This is a genomic window from Micromonospora sp. NPDC049366 (assembly GCF_044466625.1).
Lineage (GTDB): Bacteria > Actinomycetota > Actinomycetes > Mycobacteriales > Micromonosporaceae > Micromonospora.
In genome coordinates this window covers 679274-702185 of record NZ_JBITMV010000001.1, presented here as the reverse complement: position 1 = coordinate 702185, position 22912 = coordinate 679274, and the positions used below count along the sequence as shown (strand labels likewise).

Here is a 22912-nt window from a genome sequence, read left to right as displayed (position 1 = left end):
CGTCGGGTAGTGCCTGCGGAGAGCGACGGCGTCCCGGCCGCCCGCGTCGCCGCGGGCCCCCGCCCGGTGCACAACCTCTGGCGGCTGCGCCGCTACCTGCGCCCGCACGCGGCCGAGTTCGGCTGGCTGCTGGTCGCTGGGCTGGCCGCCACGGCGGCGAGCATCGCCGTTCCCCTGGTGGTGCAGCGCGTCGTGGACGGGCCGGTCGCCCACGGCGACCCGGCCGGGCTGCTGCGACTCGGCGGGCTGGCGCTGCTCCTCGGGCTGGCCGAGGCGGTGCTGATCTTCCTGCGCCGGTGGGTGCAGTCGTCCTCGGCCGTGGGGATGGAGGCGGCGCTGCGCGCCGACGTCTACGCCCACCTGCAACGGCTGCCGGCCAGCTTCCACGACCGGTGGCAGTCCGGCCAACTGCTCTCCCGGATCACCAGCGACCTGTCGGTGATCCGGCGGTTCCTCTCCTTCGGCCTGTTCTTCCTGGTGCTCAACCTCGCCACGTACGCGGTCGTGGTGGTGCTGCTGATCCGGCTGCACCCCACACTGGGCCTGCTGGTGGCCGCGAGCGCGGTGCCGCTGCTGCTGATCAGTCGCCGGTTCGCCCGGCACTACCACGCCGCGTCCCGGCGCATGCAGGACCAGCAGGGCGACGTGGCGACGCTGGTCGAGGAGACCGCGCAGGGGCTACGGACGATGAAGGCGTACGGCCGGGGGCCGGAGCTGGCGGGCCGGTTCGCCGGCGCGGCCCGCACCCTGCACGACACCGGCGTCGGCAAGGGCCGGCTGCTGGCCGGCACGTCGGCGCTGCTCGACCTGGTGCCGAACCTGACCCTCGGGGTGGTGCTGGTCGCCGGGGCGGCCGCCGCGGCCCGTGACGTGCTCACCATCGGCGAGTTGGTGGCCTTCGTGACGCTCCAGCTCATGCTGATCTGGCCGGTCCAGTCGCTGGGCTGGATCATCGCCAACGGGCAGGAGGCGGCGACCGCCGCCGACCGCATCCAGGAGGTGCTCGACACGCCACCGGAGATCGTGGACGCCCCGACGGCGATCGCGCTGGTCCGCTCCGCGGTGCGGGGGCGGCTCCGGTTCGAGCAGGTGGGCTTCCGCTACCCGGGCAGCCCGGAGCCGGTCCTGCGCGGGATCGACCTGACCGTCGAGCCGGGCGAGACGCTGGCTCTGGTCGGTGCGACGGGCTGCGGCAAGAGCACCCTGCTCTCACTGGTGCCCCGGCTGCACGACGTGACCGACGGCCGGATCACACTCGACGGCCACGACCTGCGCGACCTCCGGCTGGACTCGCTGCGCCGGCTGGTCGGGGTGGCCTTCGAGGAGCCGACCCTGTTCTCCATGTCGGTCCACGAGAACCTCACCCTCGGTCGGCCGGACGCGGACGAGGAGGACGTCCGGGCGGCGCTCGCGCTGGCGCAGGCCGACTTCGCGTACGAGTTGCCGTGGGGGCTCGGCACCCGGGTCGGCGAGCAGGGCCTGTCCCTGTCGGGCGGGCAGCGGCAACGGTTGGCGCTCGCGCGGGCGGTGCTCGGCAGGCCCGCGCTGCTGGTCCTCGACGATCCGCTCTCCGCCCTCGACGTGCAGACCGAGGCGCTGGTGGAGGCGGCGCTGAAACGGGTGCTGCGGGAGACCAGCGCGCTGCTGGTGGTGCACCGGCCGTCGACCATCGCGCTGGCCGACCGGGTGGCGCTGCTGGAGGGTGGCCGGATCAGCGCCGTGGGCAACCACTCGGAGCTGCTCGCCACCGTGCCCGCGTACCGGGCCCTGCTCTCCGCCGACCCGCCACCCGAGCAGCCGGATCCGCCGGGGCGGGTCGCCGGCCGTCCCCCGGACGGGCGTGGACTGGTGCGCTCGTGACCACACCCGCGTCCGGCCCCGGGCCGGTCCGCAGCCCCGGCCGCGCCCGCTGGCCGCTGCGGCAGCCCGACCGGCGACGCACTCCCCCGCCCCCGGAGGACGCACCGCCGAAAGCGGCGCCCGCCCACCCCGGGCCGGCCGGCGGCGCGGGCACCGGTGACGAGCTGACCCGGTGGCGGGGCCGGGCGACCGACCCGGACGCCGACCGCAGCCACGCCGAGGACGCCAGCCCGGAGGCGGTCGCCCGCCTGCGGACGCGCAGCCGGGCGCTCCTGCGTGACCTGCTGCGCCCGCACCGGGGCCGGCTCGCCGTGGCGGTGGGGCTGCTGCTGGCCCAGAACGGCGCCGCGATGGCCGGGCCGTACCTGGTCATGCTCGGCATCGACCGGGGCATCGCGCCGCTGCGGGCCGGCGACCCCGGCCCGCTGGTCACGGTGGCCGGCGCGTTCGTCGTCGCGTCGCTGACCGAGTACGCGGCCCGCCGCGGCTTCCTCACCCTCTCCGCGCGGATCGGCCAAGCCGTCCTGCTCGACCTGCGCGGCCGGGTGTACGGGCACTTCCTGCGCCTGTCGGTGGCCTTCCACGAGCGGTACACGTCCGGCCGGATGGTCTCCCGGCTGACCAGCGACCTCGACTCGATCGCCGAACTCGTCGACGGGGGCATCGACAGCCTGGTGCTCGCCGGCCTGTCGATCCTGTCGGTGGCCGGCATCCTGCTCTGGCTGGACCTCCCGCTGGCCGCGGTGACGCTGCTCGCCTTCCCGTTCCTGTTCTGGCTGTCGCGCTGGTTCGCGCGCGCCTCGGCGGGCGCGTACCGGCGCACCCGGGAGGCGGTGGCGCTGGTCATCGTCCACTTCGCCGAGTCGATGCGCGGCATCCGCGCGGTGCAGGCGTACCGGCGGGAACCGCGCAACCAGCGAATCTTCGAGGCGCTCGGCGACGACTACCGCCGGACGAGCCTGCACGCGTTCCGGTTGATCGCCACGTACTCCCCCGGGATCAAGGTGATCGGGAACGTGACGGTGGCGGTGGTGCTCTGCTACGGCGGCCGGCGGGTGCTCGACGGCGACATGGAGGTCGGCGTGCTCGCCGCGTTCCTGCTCTACCTGCGCCGCTTCTTCGAACCGATGCAGGAGCTGAGCCAGTTCTACAACTCGTTGCAGTCGGCCACGGCCGCGTTGGAGAAGCTGGCCGGGGTGCTCGACGAGCGACCCGCGGTGGCCGAACCGGATCGGCCGGTGCCACTGCCCGTCGGGTCCGTCCGGGGCGCGTTGGCGTTCCGCGCGGTCTCGTTCGGCTACCGGTCGGACGCGCCGATCCTCACCGAGCTGGACCTGACCGTGCCGGCCGGGCAGACCGTCGCGCTGATCGGGCCGACCGGCGCGGGCAAGTCGACCATCGCCAAGCTGGTCGCCCGCTTCCACGACCCGGTCGCCGGCACGGTCAGCCTGGACGGCGTCGACCTGCGCGCGGTGGCCGACGCCGACCTGCGCCGGGCGGTGGTGCTGGTGACCCAGGAGAACCACCTGTTCAGCGGCACGGTCGAGGAGAACATCCGGTTCGGCCGCCCGGACGCGGACGACGCCGCGGTCCGGGACGCCGCCCGCGCGATCGGCGCGCACGACTTCATCGCGGCGCTGCCCGACGGGTACGCCACGCAGGTGCATCGACGCGGCGGTCGGCTCTCCGCCGGGCAGCGGCAGCTGGTCGCGTTCGCCCGCGCGTTCCTGGCCGACCCGACCGTGCTGATCCTCGACGAGGCGACGTCGTCGCTGGACGTGCCGACCGAGCGGCTGGTGCAGCGGGCGCTCGGCACCATCCTGCGGGACCGCACCGCCCTGGTCATCGCCCACCGCCTCTCCACCGTGGAGATCGCCGACCGGGTGCTGGTGCTCGACGGCGGCCGGATCGTGGAGGACGGCCCGCCCGACCGGCTGGCCGCCGCCGACGGCCGGTACGCCGCCCTGCACCGGCAGTGGCAGCAGTCGCTGCGGTGAGCCGGGCCGCGCCTACCAGTGGTCGACGTGCAGCACCTCGTCCAGCGGTTGGCGCCGGGCCGGGCGGAAGCCCTCCCCCGTGTACCAGGCGGTCGGCACCAGGGCGCCCTGGCGCACCTCCTCGGGCAGGCCGAGCAGCTCGGCCACCTCCGCCTCGTACGTGAGATGCAGGGTGGTCCACGCGGTGCCGAGGCCGCGCGCCCGGGCGGCGAGCTGGTAGCTCCACACCGCCGGCAGCAGCGACCCCCACAGCCCGGCCTGGTTGCCGGCCGACAGCTCGCCGCCGCCGTGCAGCCGCAGGCACGGGATCAGCAGCACGGGCACCTGGCCCATCCGGTCGCCCAGCCACGCCACGCTCTCCCCCACCCGGCGCTGCACCGCGCCCCGCGCCGGGTCGTCGGGGAAGAGCCGGTCGGCGGAGCCCTCGGACGCGAGGTAGGCGCGCACCGCCCGCTGGTAGAGGAGCCCGATCTCGGCCCGCAGGGCGGCGTCGGTGACCACCAGGAAGTGCCAGCCCTGCCGGTTGGAGCCGCTGGGCGCCTGGAGCGCGATCTCCAGACACTCGCGGATCAGCTCCATCGGCACCGGCCGGGTCAGGTCCAACCGGCGGCGGACCGTACGGGTGGTGGTGAGCAGCTCGTCGGGGCTGAGCGGAAGCGTCGGCACGAATTCCATCGTGGCACGCGGTTAACTCGTGGTCCCGCCGTTGGCGCCTGCCTACGATCGCAGGATGACTGATACGGCGAGGACGGCCCGCGCCGGCATCCCCGAGCGTCCGACCCTGGACGGGCTCGAGGAGACCTGGGCGCGCCGCTGGCAGGAGGAGGGCACGTACGCGTTCGACCGCTCGAAGGAGCGCGCGGACGTGTACGCGATCGACACACCTCCGCCGACCGTATCGGGCGAGCTGCACATGGGGCACGTCTTCTCGTACACGCACACCGACACGGTCGCCCGGTTCCAGCGGATGCGCGGTCGGACGGTGTTCTACCCGATGGGGTGGGACGACAACGGGCTGCCCACCGAGCGCCGGGTGCAGAACGTCTACGCGGTGCGCTGCGACCCCGCGCTGCCGTACGACCCGGTGTGGCGACCGCCGGCCACCCCGGTCTCCGACGAGGCCCGCAAGAACCCGACCCCGATCTCCCGACGCAACTTCATCGAGCTCTGCGAGCGCCTGACCGTCGCCGACGAGCAGGTCTTCGAGGCGCTGTGGCGGCGGCTCGGGCTCTCCGTGGACTGGACGTTGACGTACACGACGATCGGCCGGGCGGCCCGGGCGGCCAGCCAGCGGGCGTTCGTGCGCAACCTGGCCCGCGGCGAGGCGTACCAGGCGGAGGCCCCGACGCTGTGGGACGTGGGCTTCGGCACCGCCGTGGCGCAGGCCGAACTGGAGGACCGGGAACGTCCGGGCGCGTACCACCGGCTGCGGTTCACCGGCGGCGACGGGCGGGACCTGCTGATCGACACCACCCGGCCCGAGCTGCTGCCGGCGTGCGTGGCGCTGGTCTGCCACCCGGACGACGAGCGCTACGCCGACGTCGTGGGCAGCAGCGCGCGCAGCCCGCTCTTCGATGTGGAGGTGCCGGTGCACGCCCACCCGCTGGCCGACCCGGCGAAGGGCACCGGCCTGGTGATGGTCTGCACGTTCGGCGACCTGACCGACGTGACGTGGTGGCGGGAGCTGCGCCTGCAGACCCGGGTGGTGATCGGCCGGGACGGCCGGCTGCTGCCCGAGCCGCCGGCGGGCGTGCCCGCGCAGCCGTACGCGGCCCTGGCCGGGCAGACCGTCGCCGGCGCCCGGCGGGAGATCGTGGGGATGCTGGCCGACGCGGGCGACCTGGTCGGCGAGCCGCGCCCGATCATCCACCCGGTGAAGTTCTACGAGCGGGGCGACCGGCCACTGGAGATCGTCTCGACGCGGCAGTGGTATCTGCGCAACGGCGGGCGGGACCCGGAGCTGCGTGAGCGGCTGCTGGCGCGCGGCCGGGAGCTGCACTGGGTGCCGGAGCACATGCGACACCGCTACGACCACTGGGTGAGCGGCCTGACCGGTGACTGGCTGGTCAGCCGGCAGCGTTACTTCGGCGTGCCGGTGCCGGTGTGGTACCGGCTCGACGACGCTGGCGAGCCGGTCTGGTCCCAGCCTCTCACGCCGGACGAGTCCGCGCTGCCAGTTGACCCGTCCACCGACCCGCCACCGGGCTACGACGAGTCGCAGCGCGGCCGGCCGGGCGGCTTCGTGGGCGACCCGGACGTGCTCGACACCTGGGCCACGTCGTCGCTGACCCCGCAGATCGTCGGCGGGTGGGAGACCGACCCCGACCTGTTCGCCCGGGTCTTCCCGATGGACCTGCGCCCGCAGGGGCACGACATCATCCGCACCTGGCTCTTCGCCACCGTGGTCCGCTCCCACCTGGAGCACGGCGTGCTGCCGTGGCGCGACGCGGAGCTGTCCGGCTGGATCCTCGACCCGGACCGGAAGAAGATGTCCAAGTCCAAGGGGAACGTGGTCACCCCGATGGCCCTGCTGGAGCAGCACGGCTCGGACGCCGTGCGGTACTGGGCGGCCAACGGCAAGCCCGGCATGGACCTGGCCTTCGACCCGGCCCAGATCAAGATCGGCCGGCGGCTCGCCACGAAACTGCTCAACGCGTCGAAGTTCGCCCTCGGGTTGGGCGCCGCCGACGCGTTGCGGGCCGCCGCGACCGAGCCGCTGGACCGGGCCATGCTCGCGGAGCTGTCCGGCGTGGTCACCGCCGCGACGACCGCCTTCGAGGCGTACGACCACACCGCCGCCCTGCTCGCCACCGAGGCGTTCTTCTGGCGGTTCTGCGACGACTACATCGAGTTGGTGAAGGAGCGCGCCTACGGCACCGGGGCGGGCGCCGACTCGGCCCGGGCGGCACTGGCCACCGCGCTGTCGGTGCAGCTGCGACTGTTCGCCCCGGTGCTGCCGTACGTCACGGAGGAGGTCTGGTCCTGGTGGCGGTACGGCTCGGTGCACCGCGCACCGTGGCCGACCACGTACGAGGTGGGCCGCGCCATCGAGGGTGCGGGCGACCCGGAGCTGCTCCGGCTCGCCGGTGACGCGCTCAGCCAGGTGCGGCGGGCCAAGTCGGAGCGGAAGCTCTCGATGCGGGCCGAGGTGCCGCTGGCCGAGGCGCTCGGCCCGGCGGCGCTGCTGGAGAAGCTCACGCTGATCTCGGACGACCTGCGGGCCGCCGGCCGGATCGGCACGCTCGACCTGCTCCCCGACCGCACCACCGAGCTGGTGATCGCGTCGGCGTTCTGACCGGGCCCCGTGCCGGCGCCCGTCGCGGCGCCGGCACGGGTCACCAGCCCCGGAGGAAGCGCAGGCCGAGCAGGAAGGCGACCACGGCGGGACCGGCGAGCAGGGTGATGGCCTGGAGCCGGTACGGCATCCGGTGCCGTGTCAGCTCGGCCGCGTTGCCGAGCACGATCACCCCGGCCAGCATCATGAAGGCACCCCACCAGCCGGTGTCACCGAAGTCCACCGTGCCGGCGCGGATCAGTTGGAAGGTGCCGCCGAGGATCGCCCCGGACAGGGCCAGGAGCGCCACCGCCCGGTGCAGCCCCCGGGCGAGCGGATGCGCGGGCCGCCAGAGGTAGGTGCCGGCGACCGCCAGGCACGGCAGGATGATCATCACCGGCCAGCCCTGACTCATCACACCGACCATGAGCAGCGCACCGGTGGCGAAGACCAGGGCGCCGACGCAGACGACGACGTACCCGGCGAAGGCTCTGCCGCCGCCCCGGGCCAGCAGCGGCCCGCCGCTCGCCGCGATCAGCGCGCCGGGGATCAGCACGAACCCGGCCCACCAGTGGAAGTGACCGCTGCCCTGGGCGACCGTGGTGGTCGCGGCGGCGGCCGACCCGGCCACCGCCAGGCTGACCAACCAGTGCCGCGCGCCCGGGTGCCGCTGCCGCGCCAGCACCTGTCCCGCTTCTGCACTCACGCGTCCAGCCTCGCCGACCACGGCGGCCGGATCCATCCGGCCAGCCCTACCATCGCCGCACCTGCTGTCCGGCCTGCCGCGGGTGCGGCCGAGCCGGCCGGCTCGCGACCCTCACCCGCGCGACCGGGCGCGACGCGCGTGAGCGGTACGACGCCGAGGATCATGCCCCTGCGTCATACCGCTCACGGGTCGACGACCGCCGGTCCGGCCGTTCGCTCAGCTCGTCTCGCCGGCCACACTGAACGAGCGCAGCCGGTCGATCGCCAGCACGGTGAACCCGACGCTGACCAGCGCGGTCATCACCGCCGCCACCGGGACCGAGACGCTGGTCTCCAGCAGCTGGGTCGGGGCCAACCGGTCGGCGAGCGCGATCACGTACTGCTGGATGGAGAGCACCCTGGTGCCGCTCACGAAGTTGCCGAGCAGGCCCTCCCAGATCAGCACGTAGACCAAACCGAGGAGCACCGGTCGCCGGGTGATCAGGCTCAGTGCCAGGAACAGCGCCGAGTACGCCAACGCGCCGAGCGCGGCGGCGGCCGCGAGGGCCAGACCGAGGCGTACCGAATGGGCCAGCACGCCCGCGACGTAGATCGGCACGGCGACGGTTACCGCGGTGACCCCGGTCGCGACGGCCAGCTTGGGCAGCACGATCTGCCAGCGCGGCAGCGGCTTGGTGAGGATGTGCACCACCGTGCCGTCGTCGATCTCGGCGCCGAGCACGCCGGTGCCGACGATCAGCGCGACCACCGGCAGCACCACGGCCAGCCCGAGGCCGACCAGCACCGGCGGCCCCCACTGGCCCGGGTCGACGCCCAGCGAGCGGGAGAGCACGGCGAGCAGCACGAGCACCACCGGCAGCGGGAGGAGCAGCAGGAACCGGCGGCGGCCGAAGAGACCCCGGGCGGTGATCCAGGAAACGGTCGACATGATCAGGCCTCCACCAGGTAGGAGAAGACGCTCTCCAGGGACTCGTCCTCGGGCACCAGCTGCCGGACCCGGATCCCCTGGGCCAGGGCGATCCGGGGCAGCGCCCGGGTGAAGGCGCCGTAGTCACCGGCCCGCACGGTCAACCCGGTGCGGGCCAGCTCGACGCCGGTCACCGACGGCTCGGCCATCAGCGCGACCGCCAGCGCGCGGTCGTCGGTGGAGCGCACCGCGAAGACGTGCGGCCGGTTGGTCATCAGCCGGCGGATGGTGCGGAAGTCACCGGACGCGGCCAGCCGGCCGGCCACCATCACCTGGACGGTGCCGGAGACCTGCTCGACCTCCTCCAGGATGTGCGAGCTGAACAGGATGGTGCGGCCGGCGTCGCCGAGGCGGTGCAGCAGCTCCATCATGTGCAGCCGCTGACGTGGGTCCATGCCGTTGAACGGCTCGTCGAGCAGCAGCACCTGCGGGTCGTGGACCAGCGCCGCGGCGACCCGGGCGCGCTGGCGCATGCCCTTGGAGTAGGTGCCGATCCGGCGGTCCTGCGCGCCCTCCATCTCGACCGACGCGATCGCGCGGCGCGCCGCCTCCGCCGGGTCCGGCAGCCGGTGCAACTTCGCGCTGGCCAGCACGAACTCGTACGCGCTGAGGAAGGTGTGCACGGCCTCGCGCTCGCTGACCAGCCCGAGCCGGCGGTAGACCTCCGGGTTGCGCCAGGTCGGGGCGCCGTCCAGGGTCACCGTGCCGCGCGACGGGGAGAGGAAACCCGCCATCATGTGCAGCAGGGTCGTCTTGCCCGCGCCGTTGGGGCCCAGCAGCCCGGTGACGCCCGGCCCCAGCCGCATGCTGACGTTGTTGACCGCCACCACGTTGCCGTACCAGCGGGAGACGCCGGCCAGGTCGAGGGTGGAGGCGGGGGTGGCCGGGGCCACCGGATCCGCGCTGATCGTGGTCATCGGGCGGCCACCTTCCGGTATCGCATCAGCAGCAGGGCGACGCAGCCGGCCACCAGCAGCACGGCGGCGGCCACGTAGACCGGCCCGAAGCCGCCGATCTGATAATCGGCCCGCCCACCGGGTATCAGCAGGTCGCCGAGGGTGTACTCGCCGACGGCGTGGATCAGGGCAGTGGGCGAGCCCAGCATCGACAGCTCGTTGACCGTGCGGGACGGCATGATCGACAGGATGCCGACGATCGGGGCGGTCATCAGGAACACGGCCACGACGCCGCCGGCCGCGAAGGCCCGCTTGCCGGTGAGCGAGGCGATGAGCAGCCCGACCGAGGCGAAGACCACCGCCCACAGCGCGGCGTAGACCAGGCCGGGCAGCAGGTCGAGCAGCTCGTCCCAGACACCGCTCATCCCGTCCTTGGTGGTGAACGCGGCGCCCAGGAACATCACCAGCTGCGGCGCCCCGAGCAGCAGCCAGAGCGCGCTGCCCAGCGCGGCCAGCTTGGCCAGGGCGTAGTCGCCGCGGGGCAGCGGGCGGGAGAAGTAGAGCGGCAGCACGCCGCTGTGCAGGTCGCGGGAGACCAGCTCCGGCCCGACCACCGCCACGAAGAAGATGACCAGCCAGCTCATGTTGTCGGCGAACTGGGCGTACGTCATCACCACCTCGCCGATCTGGCTGCGCACCGCGGTGACGCCGACCGCGACGAGGGTGACGATGCCGATCACCAGCCAGGGGAAGATCTTGGCCTTGACGCTGCGTCCCAGACCGAACGCGGTCCGGAGCCCGTGCAGGTAGAGCGCGCCGAACACGTGTCGGCGGCCCAGCCGCGGGCCGGTGTAGCGCTGGTAGCCGATGTCGTGGATGACACCGGTGGGCTCAGGCATGGCTGGGCTCCCTCGTCGCGAAGAGTTCGGCCACCCGGTGCCGGCGCTGGTCGAGCCGGTGCAGCGGCAGGTCCAGCTCGGCGACCGCGCCGAGGATCAGGTCGTAGGTGCGCTCGTCGGCCAGCGGGACGAGCAGCAGCCGACCGTCCCGGCTGACCGGGAGGCGCAGCGCGGCGAGCCGCGCCGCCAGCTCCTCGGTGCCCTCGCTGACCTCGACGGCCAGCACGTCGGTGGCCGACGTCATGGCCGAGATGTGATCGGCGCGCAGCAGCCGGCCGCCGTCGATGGCGACCAGCGTGTCGCAGATCCGCTCGACCTCGCCGAGCAGGTGCGAGCAGACCAGCACCGAGATCCCGAACTCGGTGCCGATGCGGTGCACCAGGGCGAGCATGGCGTCCCGGCCCGCCGGGTCGAGGCCGTTGGTCGGTTCGTCGAGCAGCAGCAGGTCGGGGTCGTGCACCAGCGCCTGGGCGAGCTTCACCCGCTGCTTCATGCCGGTGGAGTAGCCGCCCACCGGGCGGTAGCGCTCCTCGTAGAGCCCGACGTGCCGCAGCGCCTCCGACGCGCGCTCGCGGGCGACCGTACGCGGCAGCCCACTGATCCGTCCGAGGTGGGTGACCAGCTCGGCGGCGCTCAGGTCCGGTGGCAGGGCGTCATGCTCGGGCATGTAGCCGACCCGGGCGCGCACGCCGGCCGAGTCGGTCGTCGGGTCGAGGCCCAGCACCTGGACCCGCCCGCTGGTCGGGGCGAGCAGGCCGAGCAGGATCTTGATGAGGGTCGACTTGCCGGCGCCGTTCGCGCCGACCAACCCGATGATCCCCGGCTCGACCGCGACGGTGAGGTCGGCCAGCGCCGTGACCCCACCCCCGTACGTCTTGGTCAGCGACTCGGTCGCGATCAGTGTCACACCGCACAGCGTAGGCACGCCCCACACGTCCGGATATCCGGCGCGCCCCTGGTCCGACCCCGATCCCCGGCCGGTCCGACCCCTAATGCGCCCACACCGGGCGGGATGGGACCGCCGCCGCGCGGCGGCCGGTCGCTCACGTACACCTATGCATTCCGGCTCGGCCCCGCTACCGTTTCGGAGCGATCGACTCCGACGGCCGGAAGGGTCAGGCGCATGAGCGTGCCCAAGGTGAGTGTGGTGGTTCCGGCCTACAACTGCGCCCCGCACATGGAGAAGCTCGTCTCCTCGCTGCGGCGTCAGTCCCTGCCCGCCGACGAGTTCGAGGCGGTCTTCGTCGACGACGGTTCGACCGACGGGACCGGCGCCCGCCTGGACGCCCTCGCAGCCGCCAACCCGAACTTCCGCGTGCTGCACATCCCGAACTCCGGCTGGCCGTCGCGCCCGCGCAACGTCGGCGTCGAGCACGCCCGGGGCGAGTACGTCTTCTTCGCCGACGACGACGACTGGTTCGGCGACGAGGCCCTGGAGCGGCTCTACGCCTGCGCCACGGCGAACGACGCGGACGTGGTCATCGGCAAGATGGCCGGGCACGGGCGCGCGGTGCCGCGGGAGCTGTTCCGCAAGAACCGGTTCCAGGCGACCCTGGCGAACGCTCCCCTGATCGACAGCCTCACCTGCCACAAGCTGTTCCGGCGATCGTTCCTGGACGAGCACGGGCTGCGCTTCTCCGAGGGGCCGCTGCTGCGGCTGGAGGACCACCGGATGGTGGTGCGGGCCTACCTGCTCTCCCGGCGGACGGCCGTGCTGTCCGACTACACCTGCTACCACCACCGCAAGCGCACCGACGCGGGGAACGTGACCGCCCGGCCGCTGGACCCGGCGGAATACTTCGCCGCCCTCCGCGAGGCGCTGGACGTCGTCGACGCGCACGTCGAACCGGGCCCGCTGCGGGACCGCCTGCACCGACGGTGGTTGCGCAACGAGATGATCAGCCGGCTGCGCGGGCAGCGCCTGCTCGACGCGCCGCAGGACTGGGCGGACCAGCTCGCCGAGGAGGTCCGGAAGGTGATCCGGGACCGCTTCGCGCCCGGCGTCGCCGCCGGCCTGCCGCCGCTGCAACGGGTGGTGGCGCACCTCGCCGAACACGGCCGGGTCGCGGACCTGCGCCGGCTGGCGCGGTGGGAGTCGGGGATCGACGTGGCCGCCACGATCGAGCGACGCGAGCTGGTCGCCGGGACCCTGACCGTCGAGGTCGCCGCGCACCTGCAGTCGGAGGGCCGGCCGGTCGCGCTGAGCCCGGACGGCGACCGGGAGCTGCTGGTGCTGCCGGTGGACGGGGTCGACCCGGCGCTGCGCGATCTCACGATCACGCCGGGGCCGAGCCGGGTGGACGTCGTCGCCCGTCGGCGGGAGACCAACGAGGAGGTCTTCCTGCCCGTCACGCTCAGCAGCGAGCGGGTACCGGACCCCACGGAGCCCGGTGGTCGGGTGTACGTGGTGCACCGCGCCACCGCCACCATCGACACCGCCGCCCTCAACTCCGGACGGACCCGGGGCACCTGGTTCCTGAAGGCCCGGGTCACCAGTTCCGGTTGGACGGCCGACGCCCGGCTGCCGCTGTTCCTGCACTTCTCCGCCGACGGCGCGGTTCCCGGCGTCCGCGCGAAGGACGCGTTCTGGTCCCGGGTGCGCGGCGCGGTGGTGCGACGCGTCGGACGGGACCGGATACCGGCGCGGCTCTCCCGGTCGCGCGGCCGGTAGGAGCGGTATCCGGGACACCGACACGCCGCCGTCCGTTCACGGTGGAGTGGCGGTCTCGACCGATCGGCGGCCGGCTGAGAAACTGTGTGCCGGCCAGCGAGTGGGGGGTGTGATGAGCAACGGGTGGGTGCTGCCCGACGAGGTTCTCCGGAACGCGCCGGCGTACACGCCGCGCCCGGGGGAGCTCGCCGACCTGGAGCTCCTGCTGACCGGGGCGTACGCACCGCTGACCGGCTTCATGACGCGGGCCGATCTCGTCTCGGTCAGCCGGCGGAGCCGGCTCGCCGACGGCACCCCCTGGCAGGTCCCGGTGACCCTCCAGGTGCCGACCGCCCTGGCGCAGACGCTCGACCCCCGCGACCCCGCGCGACGCGCCGTGGTGCTCACCGACGGCGAGGGCGCCCCGGTCGCCGCGCTGGACGTGGCCGACACGTGGTCGGTCCGCGACGGGGTGGCCGGCGTGGGCGGCGTCGTACGCCGGCTGGGCGACGGTGGCCACGGCCCCTTCCAGCGGCTGCGCCGTGACCCGGAGGAGGTGCGGGCGCTCCTGCCACCGGGCCGGGTGCTCGGGGTGATCGCCGACCGGCCGCTGCACCGCCCGCAGCTCGCCCAGATCGCGCACGCCGCCCGCACTCTCGCCGCTCACCTGTTGGTCCTCATCCCGATCGGCGAGGACGGGCTGGGCGGTGTGCCACCCGAGGCGCTGGTGCGGGCGATCTTCGCCGCGCGGGACCGGATGCCCCCGGCCACCATCGTCGCCGTGCCGCTGTCCCGCCGCCGCGACGAGATCAGCGACGCGTTGCTGCGGGCGAGGGTGTCGGCCGCGTACGGCGTCACGCACCTGCTGTCGACCGGCGAGATGCTCTCGGGCGCCGGCCTGCGCGTGCTGGTGCCGCGCGAGCTGGCCTACGACAACCGGGACGGGCAGTGGCGCTGGCGGGAGGACATCCCGCCGCGCAACCGGCGGCTGGCCCTGACCCAGGACGAGATCGACGACCTGCTGGACCGGGGTTTCCCGCTCCCCGAGTGGCACACCCCACCGGCGGTGGCGAAGGAGTTGGCCAAGGCCCGTCCGCCGCGCCGGCACCGCGGTCTCGTGGTCTTTCTGACCGGCCTCTCCGGCTCCGGCAAGTCGACCATCGCCCGAGGGCTGTCCGACGTGCTGCGCGAGGCCGGGGACCGCACGGTCACCCTGCTCGACGGCGACGTCGTCCGCCGGGAGCTGTCGGCCGGGCTCGGCTTCACCAAGACCGACCGGGATCTGAACGTCCGCCGGATCGGCTGGGTCGCCGCCGAGATCGCCCGGCATCGGGGTCTGGCCATCTGCTGCCCGATCGCGCCGTACGCGGCGGCCCGGGCGACCGCCCGCGAGATGGCGCTCGCCGCCGGGGCGGGCTTCGTGCTGGTGCACGTCTCCACCCCGCTGGAGGTCTGCGAGCAGCGCGACCGCAAGGGTCTGTACGCGCGGGCCCGCGCCGGCCTGCTCACCGGGATGACTGGTGTGGACGACCCGTACGAGCAGCCGACCGACGCCGACCTGGTGGTCGACACGAGCGCCCTGACCGTGGACGAGGCGGTGCAGGCCGTGCTGCACCACCTGACCGAGACCGGCTGGGTCGAGCCTCGGCTCCCGGCCGCCTGACCCCACGGCACACCCCGTTTCTTCCGCCGCTTCCGGCTACGCGCTAGTGTTCAAACTTGTTGGAACACGTTTGACCGCGTGAGAGTTCGTGGACGTCTGGGAGGTGCGGCGGATGCTGGCGCAGCAGCGGCAGGCGGCCATCCTCGAACGGGTCCGGGCGGCCGGCGGCGTACGGGTCACCGAACTGGCCGCCGAGTTCGGCGTATCGGACATGACCATCCGGCGCGACCTGGAGTCACTGCACGAACGCGGCCTGCTCGCCAAGGTGCACGGCGGCGCGACGATCGCCGGCCCCGGCTCCACCGACGAGCCGGGCTTCCGGGCGAAGTCCGTACGGCAGCTCACCGAGAAGGCCGCCATCGCCGACCGGGCGGCGCAGCTGGTCCGCCCCGGTGCGGCGATCGCGCTCTCGGCCGGGACCACCACCGCCGAGCTGGCGCACCGGCTGGTGGACGTGCCCGGGCTGACCGTGGTGACCAACTCGCTGCCGGTGGCCGAGATCCTGCACACCGGGGGCCGACCCGACCAGACCGTGGTGCTCACCGGCGGGGTGCGGACGCCGTCCGACGCGCTGGTGGGCCCGCTCGCCGTCGGGGCCATCCGGTCGCTGCACCTGGACCTGCTCTTCCTCGGCGTGCACGGGATCACCGAGCGGGCCGGCTTCACCACGCCGAACCTGATGGAGGCGGAGACCGACCGCGCCCTCGTGGCCGCGGCGGACCGGCTGGTGGTGCTCGCCGACCACACCAAGTGGGGCACGGTCGGGATCTCGTCGATCGTCGAACTCGCCGCGGCGCAGGTCCTGGTCACCGACGACCGGCTGCCGGCGGACGCGCGGCGGGTGCTCGGCGACCGGGTGGGCGAACTGGTGATGGTGAGTGCGACAGGGGCGGGCCGGGCGACGGCCACGCCGACGAGTGGAGGGGCGGCGGAGTGAAGCGCACCGCGATCCGGCTGGCCGACGGCCGGGAACTGATCTACTTCGACGAGCGGGACGACGCGGTCCGCGACCAGCCGGACCGGCGGGAGCTGCCGCCACCGCCACCCGCGTCGCAGCTGCGGTACGACCCGCTGACCGACGAGTGGGTGGCCGTCGCCGTCCACCGGCAGACCCGCACGTTCCTGCCCCCCGCGAACGAGTGCCCGCTCGACCCGTCGGAGGGTGACCGGCTCACCGAGATCCCGGCACCCGACTACGACGTGGTGGTCTTCGAGAACCGGTTCCCGTCGCTGAGCGGGCGGGTCGCCGAGGAGCCCGGGGAGATCACCCCGTTCACTCCGGTGCGGCCGGGCCTCGGCCGCTGCGAGGTGGTCTGCTTCACCTCCGACCACAACGCCTCGTTCGCCAGCCTCCCGCCGAGCCGGGTCAGCACCGTGCTCGACGCGCTCGCCGACCGCACCGCCGCGCTGGGTGAGCTGCCCGGGGTGGAGCAGGTGTTCTGCTTCGAGAACCGGGGGGTGGAGATCGGCGTCACCCTGCACCACCCGCACGGGCAGATCTACGCGTACCCCTTCGTCACGCCTCGCACCCGCGCGATGCTGGCCGCGGCGCGACGGCACGCCGAGCGCACCGGCGGCCGCAACCTGTACGCGGACGTCCTCGCCGCCGAGCGCGCCACCGGCGACCGGGTCGTCGCCAGCAACGAGCACTGGACGGCGTACGTCCCGGCCGCGGCCCGCTGGCCGTTCGAGGTGCACGTGGCCCCGCACCGGCCGGTGCCGGACATCCCGGCGCTCGACGACGCCGAGCGGGACGCGTTCGCGCCGCTCTACCTCGACCTGCTGCGCCGCTTCGACGGGCTGTTCGAGCTGCCGATGCCGTACATCGCGGCCTGGCACCAGGCGCCGGTCCGGATCGACCGCGAGCTGGGCCACCTGCACCTGCAGCTGTTCAGCATCCGCCGCGCCAAGGACAAGCTGAAGTACCTGGCCGGCTCCGAGTCCGGCATGGGTGTCTTCATCAACGACATCGCCCCGGAGCGCGCCGCCGAGCTCCTGCGCGCGGCGTAGGACACCCGGGTCGGGGCAGAGCCGGGCAACAGGGCGCCGGGCCGGGACTGGGTGGGCAACAGGGCGCGGGGGGCCCGGGACAGGGCCCCCCGCAGGGAAGGGACGGCTGGCTGTGCTCGACAGCCGGGAAGGCTGGCTGATCGGCACTCGTGCCGCGAGGCGACCGCGGTCAACCTTCCGTGGACGCGACTGGCATCTCGTCCACCCTGGTCAACGAGGCGCGCCGGACAAGGTGACGGAAGATCGCCCCGCGCAGGAACGACGGAGCCCGCCGGCGGAGTGCCGGCGGGCCCGTACGGTGCGTGGCGAGGATCAGGCGGCGAGCTTGCGCGCCAGGTTCTCGTCGAGCGCGTTCATGAACTCGTCGGTGGTCAGCCACGGGGCGTCCCGCGAGATGAGCAGCGCCAGGTCCTTGGTCATCTGGCCACCCTCGACGGTGTCGACGATGACCTGCTCCAGGGTGTTGGCGAACTCGGTGACCGCCGGGGTGCCGTCCAGCTTGCCCCGGTGGGCCAGACCCCGGGTCCAGGCGTAGATCGAGGCGATCGGGTTGGTCGAGGTCTTCTCGCCCTTCTGCCACTGCCGGTAGTGCCGGGTGACGGTGCCGTGGGCGGCCTCGGCCTCGACGGTGCGGCCGTCCGGGGAGAGCAGCACCGAGGTCATCAGGCCGAGCGAGCCGAAGCCCTGGGCGACCGTGTCGGACTGCACGTCACCGTCGTAGTTCTTGCAGGCCCAGACGTACCCGCCCTCCCACTTGAGCGCGGCGGCGACCATGTCGTCGATGAGCCGGTGCTCGTAGGTGAGGCCGGCGGCGTCGAACTCGGCCTTGAACTCGGTCTCGAACACCTCGGCGAAGATGTCCTTGAACCGGCCGTCGTACGCCTTGAGGATGGTGTTCTTGGTCGACATGTAGACCGGGTAGTTGCGGTCCAGGCCGTACCGGAACGAGGCGCGGGCGAAGTCCCGGATCGACTCGTCGTAGTTGTACATGCCCATGGCGATGCCGCCGCCGGGGAAGTTGGCGACCTCCATCTCCATCGGCTCGCCGCCGTCGGCCGGGGTGTAGGTGATGGTCACCGTGCCCGGGCCGGGGACGACGAAGTCGGTGGCCTTGTATTGGTCGCCGTGAGCGTGACGGCCGATGATGATCGGCTTGGTCCAGCCGGGGACCAGCCGCGGCACGTTGGACATGATGATCGGCTCGCGGAAGACGACGCCGCCGAGGATGTTGCGGATGGTGCCGTTCGGCGACCGCCACATCTTCTTGAGGCCGAACTCCTCCACCCGGGCCTCGTCCGGGGTGATCGTCGCGCACTTCACGCCGACGCCGTGCTCCTTGATGGCGTTGGCCGCGTCGACGGTGACCTGGTCGTCGGTCTCGTCGCGGTGCTGGATCGACAGGTCGTAGTAGTGCAGGTCGACGTCGAGGTAGGGCAGGATCAGCTGCTCCCGGATCTGCTTCCAGATGATCCGGGTCATCTCGTCGCCGTCGAGCTCCACGACCGGGTTGTTTACCTTGATCTTCGCCATCGGCCGGCGCTCCTCTCGGGGGACACATGCTCAAGCAGTACGAGCGTACTGGAACCGGCCGGCGTTCCCCACTCGACCCCGTCCCACCATTGAGCTGCCCGGACGAGGGCGTCGGAGAAACCGGGATGCCGGACCGACGGCGCCGCTGACATCACCGCCGGATGTCGCCGAGCCGCACCCTCGGGTCTATCACGGTCACCGCGATCTTCGACGGCGAGGGGGCCGACCTTCGCCCCTCGGCCCAATCCTCATCCGCGGCGCGTGCGGGGAACACGGAAGGGGCGCGCCGGCGAACCGGCGCGCCCCTTCCGTGGGTCGGTTGGATCACATGTTGGCGACGTCGGCCTGCTTGGCGCGGACGGCCTCGGCGGCCTCCTTGAGGCTGGCCAGCTCGTCGGCGGCCAGGTCGGTCTCGACGACCCGCTTGACGCCCTCGGCGCCGATCGCGGCCTCGACACCCAGGTAGACGCCGGAGATGCCGTACTCGCCGTCGACCCAGGCGCACACCGGCATGACCTCGCCGGAGTCCTCGGCGACGGCCTTCGCCATCCGGGCCGCCGCGGCGGACGGGGCGTAGTAGGCCGAGCCGGTCTTGAGCAGGGCCACCACCTCGGCCCCACCGTTGCGGGTGCGGACGACCAGGTCCTCGATCTGGTCGTCGGGCATGACCTCGCGCAGCGGCTTGCCGTTGACCGTGCTCTTCGACGGCACCGGCACCATGGTGTCGCCGTGCGAGCCCAGCGTCAGCGTCTTCACGGACTTCACCGGGACGTTCAGCGCCTCGGCGACGAAGTTGGTGAACCGGGCGGTGTCGAGCATGCCGGCCTGGCCGAGCACCCGGTTCTTGGGGAACTGGGTGGCGATCTGGGCCAGCGCGGTCATCTCGTCCAGCGGGTTGGAGACCACGATGACGACGGCGTTCGGGGCGTACTTGGCGACGTTCTCGGCCACCTGGCGGACGATCTTGGCGTTCGTCTCCAGCAGATCCATCCGGCTCATGCCCGGCTTACGCGGCAGACCGGCGGTGATCACGACGACGTCCGAGCCCTCGATCTGCTCGTAGCCCTCACCGTTCGGGCCGGTGGTGACACCGACGACCTTGGTCTCGAAGCCCTCGACCGGACGCGACTGGTTGAGGTCCAGTGCGATACCCGCCGGCTTGCCCTCGACGATGTCGGTGATCACGACGGTGTCGAAGACGTCGTACTCGGCCAGGCGCTGTGCGGTGGTGGAGCCGTAGAAGCCGGCCCCGACGACAGTGACCTTCTTACCCATGGTCGTCCCACTCCCTGATACCAGTCGGTTTTCCGGACCGTATCAGTCATCCTGGCACCGAACCGGCCAGGGGCGGACGGTTATGACCTCGATGGGCGAAGCGTTTGAGGCGGGGGCTCAGCCCTGCTCGGCGCGCTCGACCACGTTGGTCAGCAGCATGGCCCGGGTCATCGGCCCGACACCGCCGGGCATCGGGACCAGCGCACCGGCCACCTCGGCCACGCTCGGGTCCACGTCACCGGTGTAGCGGCCCTTGCCGTCCGGCCCGACCACGCGGGTGATCCCGACGTCGACCACGACCGCGCCCGGCGTGATCATCTCGTCGGTGAGCAGGCCGGGCACGCCCGCCGCCACGATCACGATGTCGGCGGCCCGGGTGTGCGAGGCGAGGTCGAGGGTGCCGGTGTGGCAGAGCGTCACGGTGGCGTTCTCGCTGCGCCGGGTCAGCAGCAGGCCGAGCGGACGGCCGACGGTGTTGCCGCGGCCCACGACCGCGACCTTGGCGCCCCGCAGCGCCACCTCGTGCCGGCGCAGCAGCTCCACGATCCCGCGCGGGGTGCACGGCAGCGGGCCGGGGTAGCCGAGCACCAGGCGGCCCAGGTTGACCGGGTGCAGCCCGTCCGCGTCCTTCGCCGGGTCGATCAGCTCGAGCACTCGCTGGGTGTCGAGGTGGGCCGGGAGCGGCAGCTGCACGATGTAGCCGTGGCACGCCGGGTCGGCGTTCAGCTCGGCGAGCACGTCGTCGACCTGCTGCTGGGTCGCGTCGGCGGGCAGCTCGCGGCGGATGGAGGCGATGCCCACCTCGGCGCAGTCGCGGTGCTTGCCGTTGACGTACGCCTGGGAGCCGGGGTCGGAGCCGACCAGCACGGTGCCGAGGCCGGGAGTGATGCCCCGTTCCGCCAGTGCCTTGACCCGCGTCCGCAGCTCATCCTTGATCTCCGCCGCGGTCGCCTTGCCGTCCAGAAGCGTCGCCGTCACGTACCGGATCGTCTCACGCCGGGCCTCCGCCGTTCAGACGACCCGCTCCCGACAGCCCGGAGGAGGTCCTCCGGCTACACATCACAGTGACTTTCTGTGACGTGTCTTTCCTCACTCAAGGTAACTGGAACGTGCATTCCATCACCCCGGCAATGGTCAGGAGGGTCGCCCGGGGCATGAACCGGACGATAGGGCGGCTATCCCCCACCGTCCACCGAACGAGCCGCGAGGGCGGCACCCACCACCCGAATTTCCGCACTTCAAACCTCATCACGCCAGGCTTCCTCTACCAGCGCCGCAGCCCGGTGACAAGGGCCGAGGGGTGCCACTGTTACGGAGTCGAGACCGGCTCGTTGCCGAAGCGAACCATCCGACCTACCGTTACCCGTCGTTGCGCAGCGTCACCCAGCGTCGGGCCCGACTGCGCAGTGTGAGGAGATGAGGAGGCACCATGCGAGTTCGTAGGCTCGCCGCCTGGACCGCCCTCCCGCTTGCGGTGACGCTGGGCCTGGCGGCCTGCGGCAGCGGCGGTGACGGTGGGTCCGGCAGCGACTCCAAGGCAGTCAGCATCTGGATCGGCGAACCGAAGCACCTGGTCCCGACCAACACCACCGAGACGAACGGCGACCAGGTCCTCCAGGGTCTGTTCAGCCCGCTCGTCACCTTCGACGCGCAGAGCAAGCCGGTCATGAACGCGGCCGAGTCGATCACCTCGCCGGACAACAAGGTCTGGACGATCAAGCTGAAGGACGGCTACACCTTCCACAACGGCGAGAAGGTCACGTCCGACAACTACATCAACGCCTGGAACTACGGCGCGTACGCGCCCAACGGCCAGGACGCCAACGGCTTCTTCGAGAAGATCGCCGGCTACGCCGACCTGCAGGGCGACGCGCCGAAGGCGAAGACCCTGTCCGGCCTCAAGAAGGTCGACGACCTGACCTTCCAGGTGACCCTCGCCCAGCCGTTCATCGACTTCCGGTCGATGCTGAACTACGACGCGTTCTTCCCGATGCCGGAGGCCGCGTTCTCCGCCCCCGGCGTGCTCAAGGACTCGTACGAGGCGGCGCCGATCGGCCAGGGCCCGTTCAAGATGAAGGGCACCTGGCAGCACGACAGCAAGATCGAGGTCGAGCGGTACGACGCCTTCCCGGGCGAGAAGCCCAAGGTGCAGGCCGTCGAGTTCCGGATCTACCAGCAGCTCAGCGCCGCGTACGCGGACCTGCAGGCGGACAACCTCGACGTGCTGACGACGATCCCGGCCGAGAACCTGAGCACCGCGCAGGCCGACCTGGGCGACCGCTACCAGACCAGCCCGATGTCCGGCATCCAGTACCTGGCGTTCCCGACCTTCGACAAGGACTACGCCAACCCGGACGTCCGTAAGGCGATCTCCATGGCGATCAACCGGGACGAGATCACCAAGTCCATCTTCAAGGACACGCAGCAGCCGGCCCACTCGTTCGTCTCGCCGATCCTGCCCGGCTTCCGGGAGAACGGCGGCGGCGCGGCGACCGAGTACAACCCGACCGAGGCGAAGAAGCTGTACGAGGCGGCCGGCGGCCCGAAGAAGATCACCATCTCCTACAACGGCGACGGTGGCCACAAGGACTGGGTCGACGCGACCGTCAACCAGCTGAAGGCCAACCTGGGCGTGGACGCCGTCGGCGTGGCCGAGCCGAAGTTCGCCGACCTGCTCACCAAGGTCGAGAAGAAGCAGCCGGTCGGCACGTTCCGGATGGGCTGGATCATGGACTACCCGTCCATGGAGGACTACCTGGGGCCGCTGTTCAGCACCAACGGCTCGTCGAACTACTACGGCTACAGCAACCCGGAGTTCGACCGGCTGGTGAAGGAGGGTGCCGCGGCGCCCACCGAGGCTGAGGCGATCAAGAAGTTCCAGCAGGCCGAGGACATCCTGGCCAAGGACATGCCGCTGATCCCGCTCCGCTACCAGGAGAACGTGTTCGGGCACTCGAACAAGGTCAAGAACGTCGAGGTCGACGCGTACCAGCGCGTCAACCTGACCAAGATCGAGCTGGCCGACTGACCTGACCGAGGCACGGGCCACCCGGGAGACCCCCGGGTGGCCCGACCACACGCGGTCCGGCCCGGTCGCACCCGACCGGGCCGGACCCGTGCCCGGCCCACGAGGGCGGGCGGAGAACCGGTCACCGATATTTCTGGTACGACCAGAGATACGGTCCG

Annotated in this window: 17 protein-coding genes; 8 read left to right on the top strand and 9 right to left on the bottom strand. The window is 72.5% G+C overall.

The features are described from left to right. Nucleotides 1-9 precede the first annotated feature (9 nt). On the top strand, nt 10-1860 hold the full coding sequence (locus ACIBTV_RS03335; RefSeq protein WP_396701805.1) for an ABC transporter ATP-binding protein: 1851 nt from the start codon (nt 10-12) through the stop codon (nt 1858-1860). A 56-nt stretch (nt 1861-1916) separates the two neighbouring features. Next, the gene (locus ACIBTV_RS03330; protein WP_396702067.1) at nt 1917-3857 is read left to right on the top strand and encodes an ABC transporter ATP-binding protein; all 1941 of its coding nucleotides are present in this window, start codon (nt 1917-1919) and stop codon (nt 3855-3857) included. 12 nt (nt 3858-3869) lie between these two features. On the opposite strand, the gene ACIBTV_RS03325 is transcribed toward ACIBTV_RS03330, so the two are convergent. Then, on the bottom strand, nt 3870-4523 hold the full coding sequence (locus tag ACIBTV_RS03325; RefSeq protein WP_396701803.1) for a nitroreductase family protein: 654 nt from the start codon (nt 4521-4523) through the stop codon (nt 3870-3872). Nucleotides 4524-4587: 64 nt separating this feature from the next. On the opposite strand from ACIBTV_RS03325, the gene valS reads away from it, so the two are divergent. Further along, a complete protein-coding gene (gene valS, locus ACIBTV_RS03320) occupies nt 4588-7152 on the top strand; it encodes a valine--tRNA ligase (protein ID WP_396701801.1) in 2565 nt (854 codons plus the stop codon). A 40-nt stretch (nt 7153-7192) separates the two neighbouring features. On the opposite strand, the gene ACIBTV_RS03315 is transcribed toward valS, so the two are convergent. The 5 genes from ACIBTV_RS03315 to ACIBTV_RS03295 form a co-directional block, all read right to left on the bottom strand. After that, nucleotides 7193-7837, bottom strand: coding sequence for a hypothetical protein (locus ACIBTV_RS03315; RefSeq protein WP_396701799.1), 645 nt, complete (start codon nt 7835-7837; stop codon nt 7193-7195). A 216-nt stretch (nt 7838-8053) separates the two neighbouring features. After that, complete coding sequence (locus tag ACIBTV_RS03310; RefSeq protein ID WP_396701797.1) at nt 8054-8764, bottom strand: ABC transporter permease; 711 nt, start codon at nt 8762-8764, stop codon at nt 8054-8056. A gap of 2 nt (nt 8765-8766) precedes the next feature. Beyond that, complete coding sequence (locus ACIBTV_RS03305; RefSeq protein ID WP_396701795.1) at nt 8767-9720, bottom strand: ABC transporter ATP-binding protein; 954 nt, start codon at nt 9718-9720, stop codon at nt 8767-8769. Next, nucleotides 9717-10598, bottom strand: a complete 882-nt coding sequence (locus tag ACIBTV_RS03300) for an ABC transporter permease (RefSeq protein WP_396701793.1) — start codon at nt 10596-10598, stop codon at nt 9717-9719. The genes ACIBTV_RS03305 and ACIBTV_RS03300 overlap by 4 nt, the downstream gene beginning before the upstream one ends. Beyond that, complete coding sequence (locus tag ACIBTV_RS03295) at nt 10591-11505, bottom strand: ABC transporter ATP-binding protein (RefSeq protein WP_396701791.1); 915 nt, start codon at nt 11503-11505, stop codon at nt 10591-10593. The genes ACIBTV_RS03300 and ACIBTV_RS03295 overlap by 8 nt, the downstream gene beginning before the upstream one ends. A 216-nt stretch (nt 11506-11721) precedes the next feature. Here ACIBTV_RS03295 and ACIBTV_RS03290 point away from each other — a divergent pair, with 216 nt between their 5' ends. From ACIBTV_RS03290 to galT, 4 genes are all read left to right on the top strand, one after another. Then, the gene (locus tag ACIBTV_RS03290) at nt 11722-13269 is read left to right on the top strand and encodes a glycosyltransferase family 2 protein (RefSeq protein WP_396701789.1); all 1548 of its coding nucleotides are present in this window, start codon (nt 11722-11724) and stop codon (nt 13267-13269) included. Nucleotides 13270-13381: 112 nt separating this feature from the next. Further along, nucleotides 13382-14911 carry an adenylyl-sulfate kinase gene (gene cysC / locus ACIBTV_RS03285; RefSeq protein ID WP_396701787.1) on the top strand — a complete coding sequence of 510 codons (1530 nt, stop codon included), beginning with the start codon at nt 13382-13384 and terminating at the stop codon, nt 14909-14911. Nucleotides 14912-15023: 112 nt separating this feature from the next. Further along, nucleotides 15024-15848 carry a DeoR/GlpR family DNA-binding transcription regulator gene (locus ACIBTV_RS03280; RefSeq protein WP_396702065.1) on the top strand — a complete coding sequence of 275 codons (825 nt, stop codon included), beginning with the start codon at nt 15024-15026 and terminating at the stop codon, nt 15846-15848. Beyond that, a complete protein-coding gene (gene galT / locus ACIBTV_RS03275; protein ID WP_396701785.1) occupies nt 15845-16921 on the top strand; it encodes a galactose-1-phosphate uridylyltransferase in 1077 nt (358 codons plus the stop codon). The genes ACIBTV_RS03280 and galT overlap by 4 nt, the downstream gene beginning before the upstream one ends. A gap of 312 nt (nt 16922-17233) precedes the next feature. Here the strand turns inward: galT and ACIBTV_RS03270 are convergent, their stop codons facing one another. From ACIBTV_RS03270 to ACIBTV_RS03260, 3 genes are all read right to left on the bottom strand, one after another. Continuing rightward, nucleotides 17234-18451, bottom strand: coding sequence for an NADP-dependent isocitrate dehydrogenase (locus ACIBTV_RS03270; protein ID WP_396701783.1), 1218 nt, complete (start codon nt 18449-18451; stop codon nt 17234-17236). Between the two features lie 324 nt (nt 18452-18775). After that, nucleotides 18776-19726, bottom strand: coding sequence for a malate dehydrogenase (gene mdh, locus ACIBTV_RS03265; protein ID WP_396701781.1), 951 nt, complete (start codon nt 19724-19726; stop codon nt 18776-18778). A 117-nt stretch (nt 19727-19843) separates the two neighbouring features. Continuing rightward, the gene (locus tag ACIBTV_RS03260; RefSeq protein WP_396701779.1) at nt 19844-20704 is read right to left on the bottom strand and encodes a bifunctional methylenetetrahydrofolate dehydrogenase/methenyltetrahydrofolate cyclohydrolase; all 861 of its coding nucleotides are present in this window, start codon (nt 20702-20704) and stop codon (nt 19844-19846) included. A gap of 451 nt (nt 20705-21155) precedes the next feature. Here ACIBTV_RS03260 and ACIBTV_RS03255 point away from each other — a divergent pair, with 451 nt between their 5' ends. After that, complete coding sequence (locus tag ACIBTV_RS03255) at nt 21156-22754, top strand: ABC transporter substrate-binding protein (protein ID WP_396701777.1); 1599 nt, start codon at nt 21156-21158, stop codon at nt 22752-22754. The last annotated feature ends 158 nt before the right edge of the window (nt 22755-22912 follow it).

Coding starts and splice junctions, on each gene's coding strand:
- valS (WP_396701801.1), top strand. CDS start 4,588: ATGACTGATACGGCGAGGACGGCCCGCGCCGGCATCCCCGAGCGTCCG.
- ACIBTV_RS03310 (WP_396701797.1), bottom strand. CDS start 8,764: ATGTCGACCGTTTCCTGGATCACCGCCCGGGGTCTCTTCGGCCGCCGC.
- ACIBTV_RS03305 (WP_396701795.1), bottom strand. CDS start 9,720: ATGACCACGATCAGCGCGGATCCGGTGGCCCCGGCCACCCCCGCCTCC.
- ACIBTV_RS03300 (WP_396701793.1), bottom strand. CDS start 10,598: ATGCCTGAGCCCACCGGTGTCATCCACGACATCGGCTACCAGCGCTAC.
- ACIBTV_RS03290 (WP_396701789.1), top strand. CDS start 11,722: ATGAGCGTGCCCAAGGTGAGTGTGGTGGTTCCGGCCTACAACTGCGCC.
- cysC (WP_396701787.1), top strand. CDS start 13,382: ATGAGCAACGGGTGGGTGCTGCCCGACGAGGTTCTCCGGAACGCGCCG.
- ACIBTV_RS03280 (WP_396702065.1), top strand. CDS start 15,024: ATGCTGGCGCAGCAGCGGCAGGCGGCCATCCTCGAACGGGTCCGGGCG.
- ACIBTV_RS03270 (WP_396701783.1), bottom strand. CDS start 18,451: ATGGCGAAGATCAAGGTAAACAACCCGGTCGTGGAGCTCGACGGCGAC.
- mdh (WP_396701781.1), bottom strand. CDS start 19,726: ATGGGTAAGAAGGTCACTGTCGTCGGGGCCGGCTTCTACGGCTCCACC.
- ACIBTV_RS03255 (WP_396701777.1), top strand. CDS start 21,156: ATGCGAGTTCGTAGGCTCGCCGCCTGGACCGCCCTCCCGCTTGCGGTG.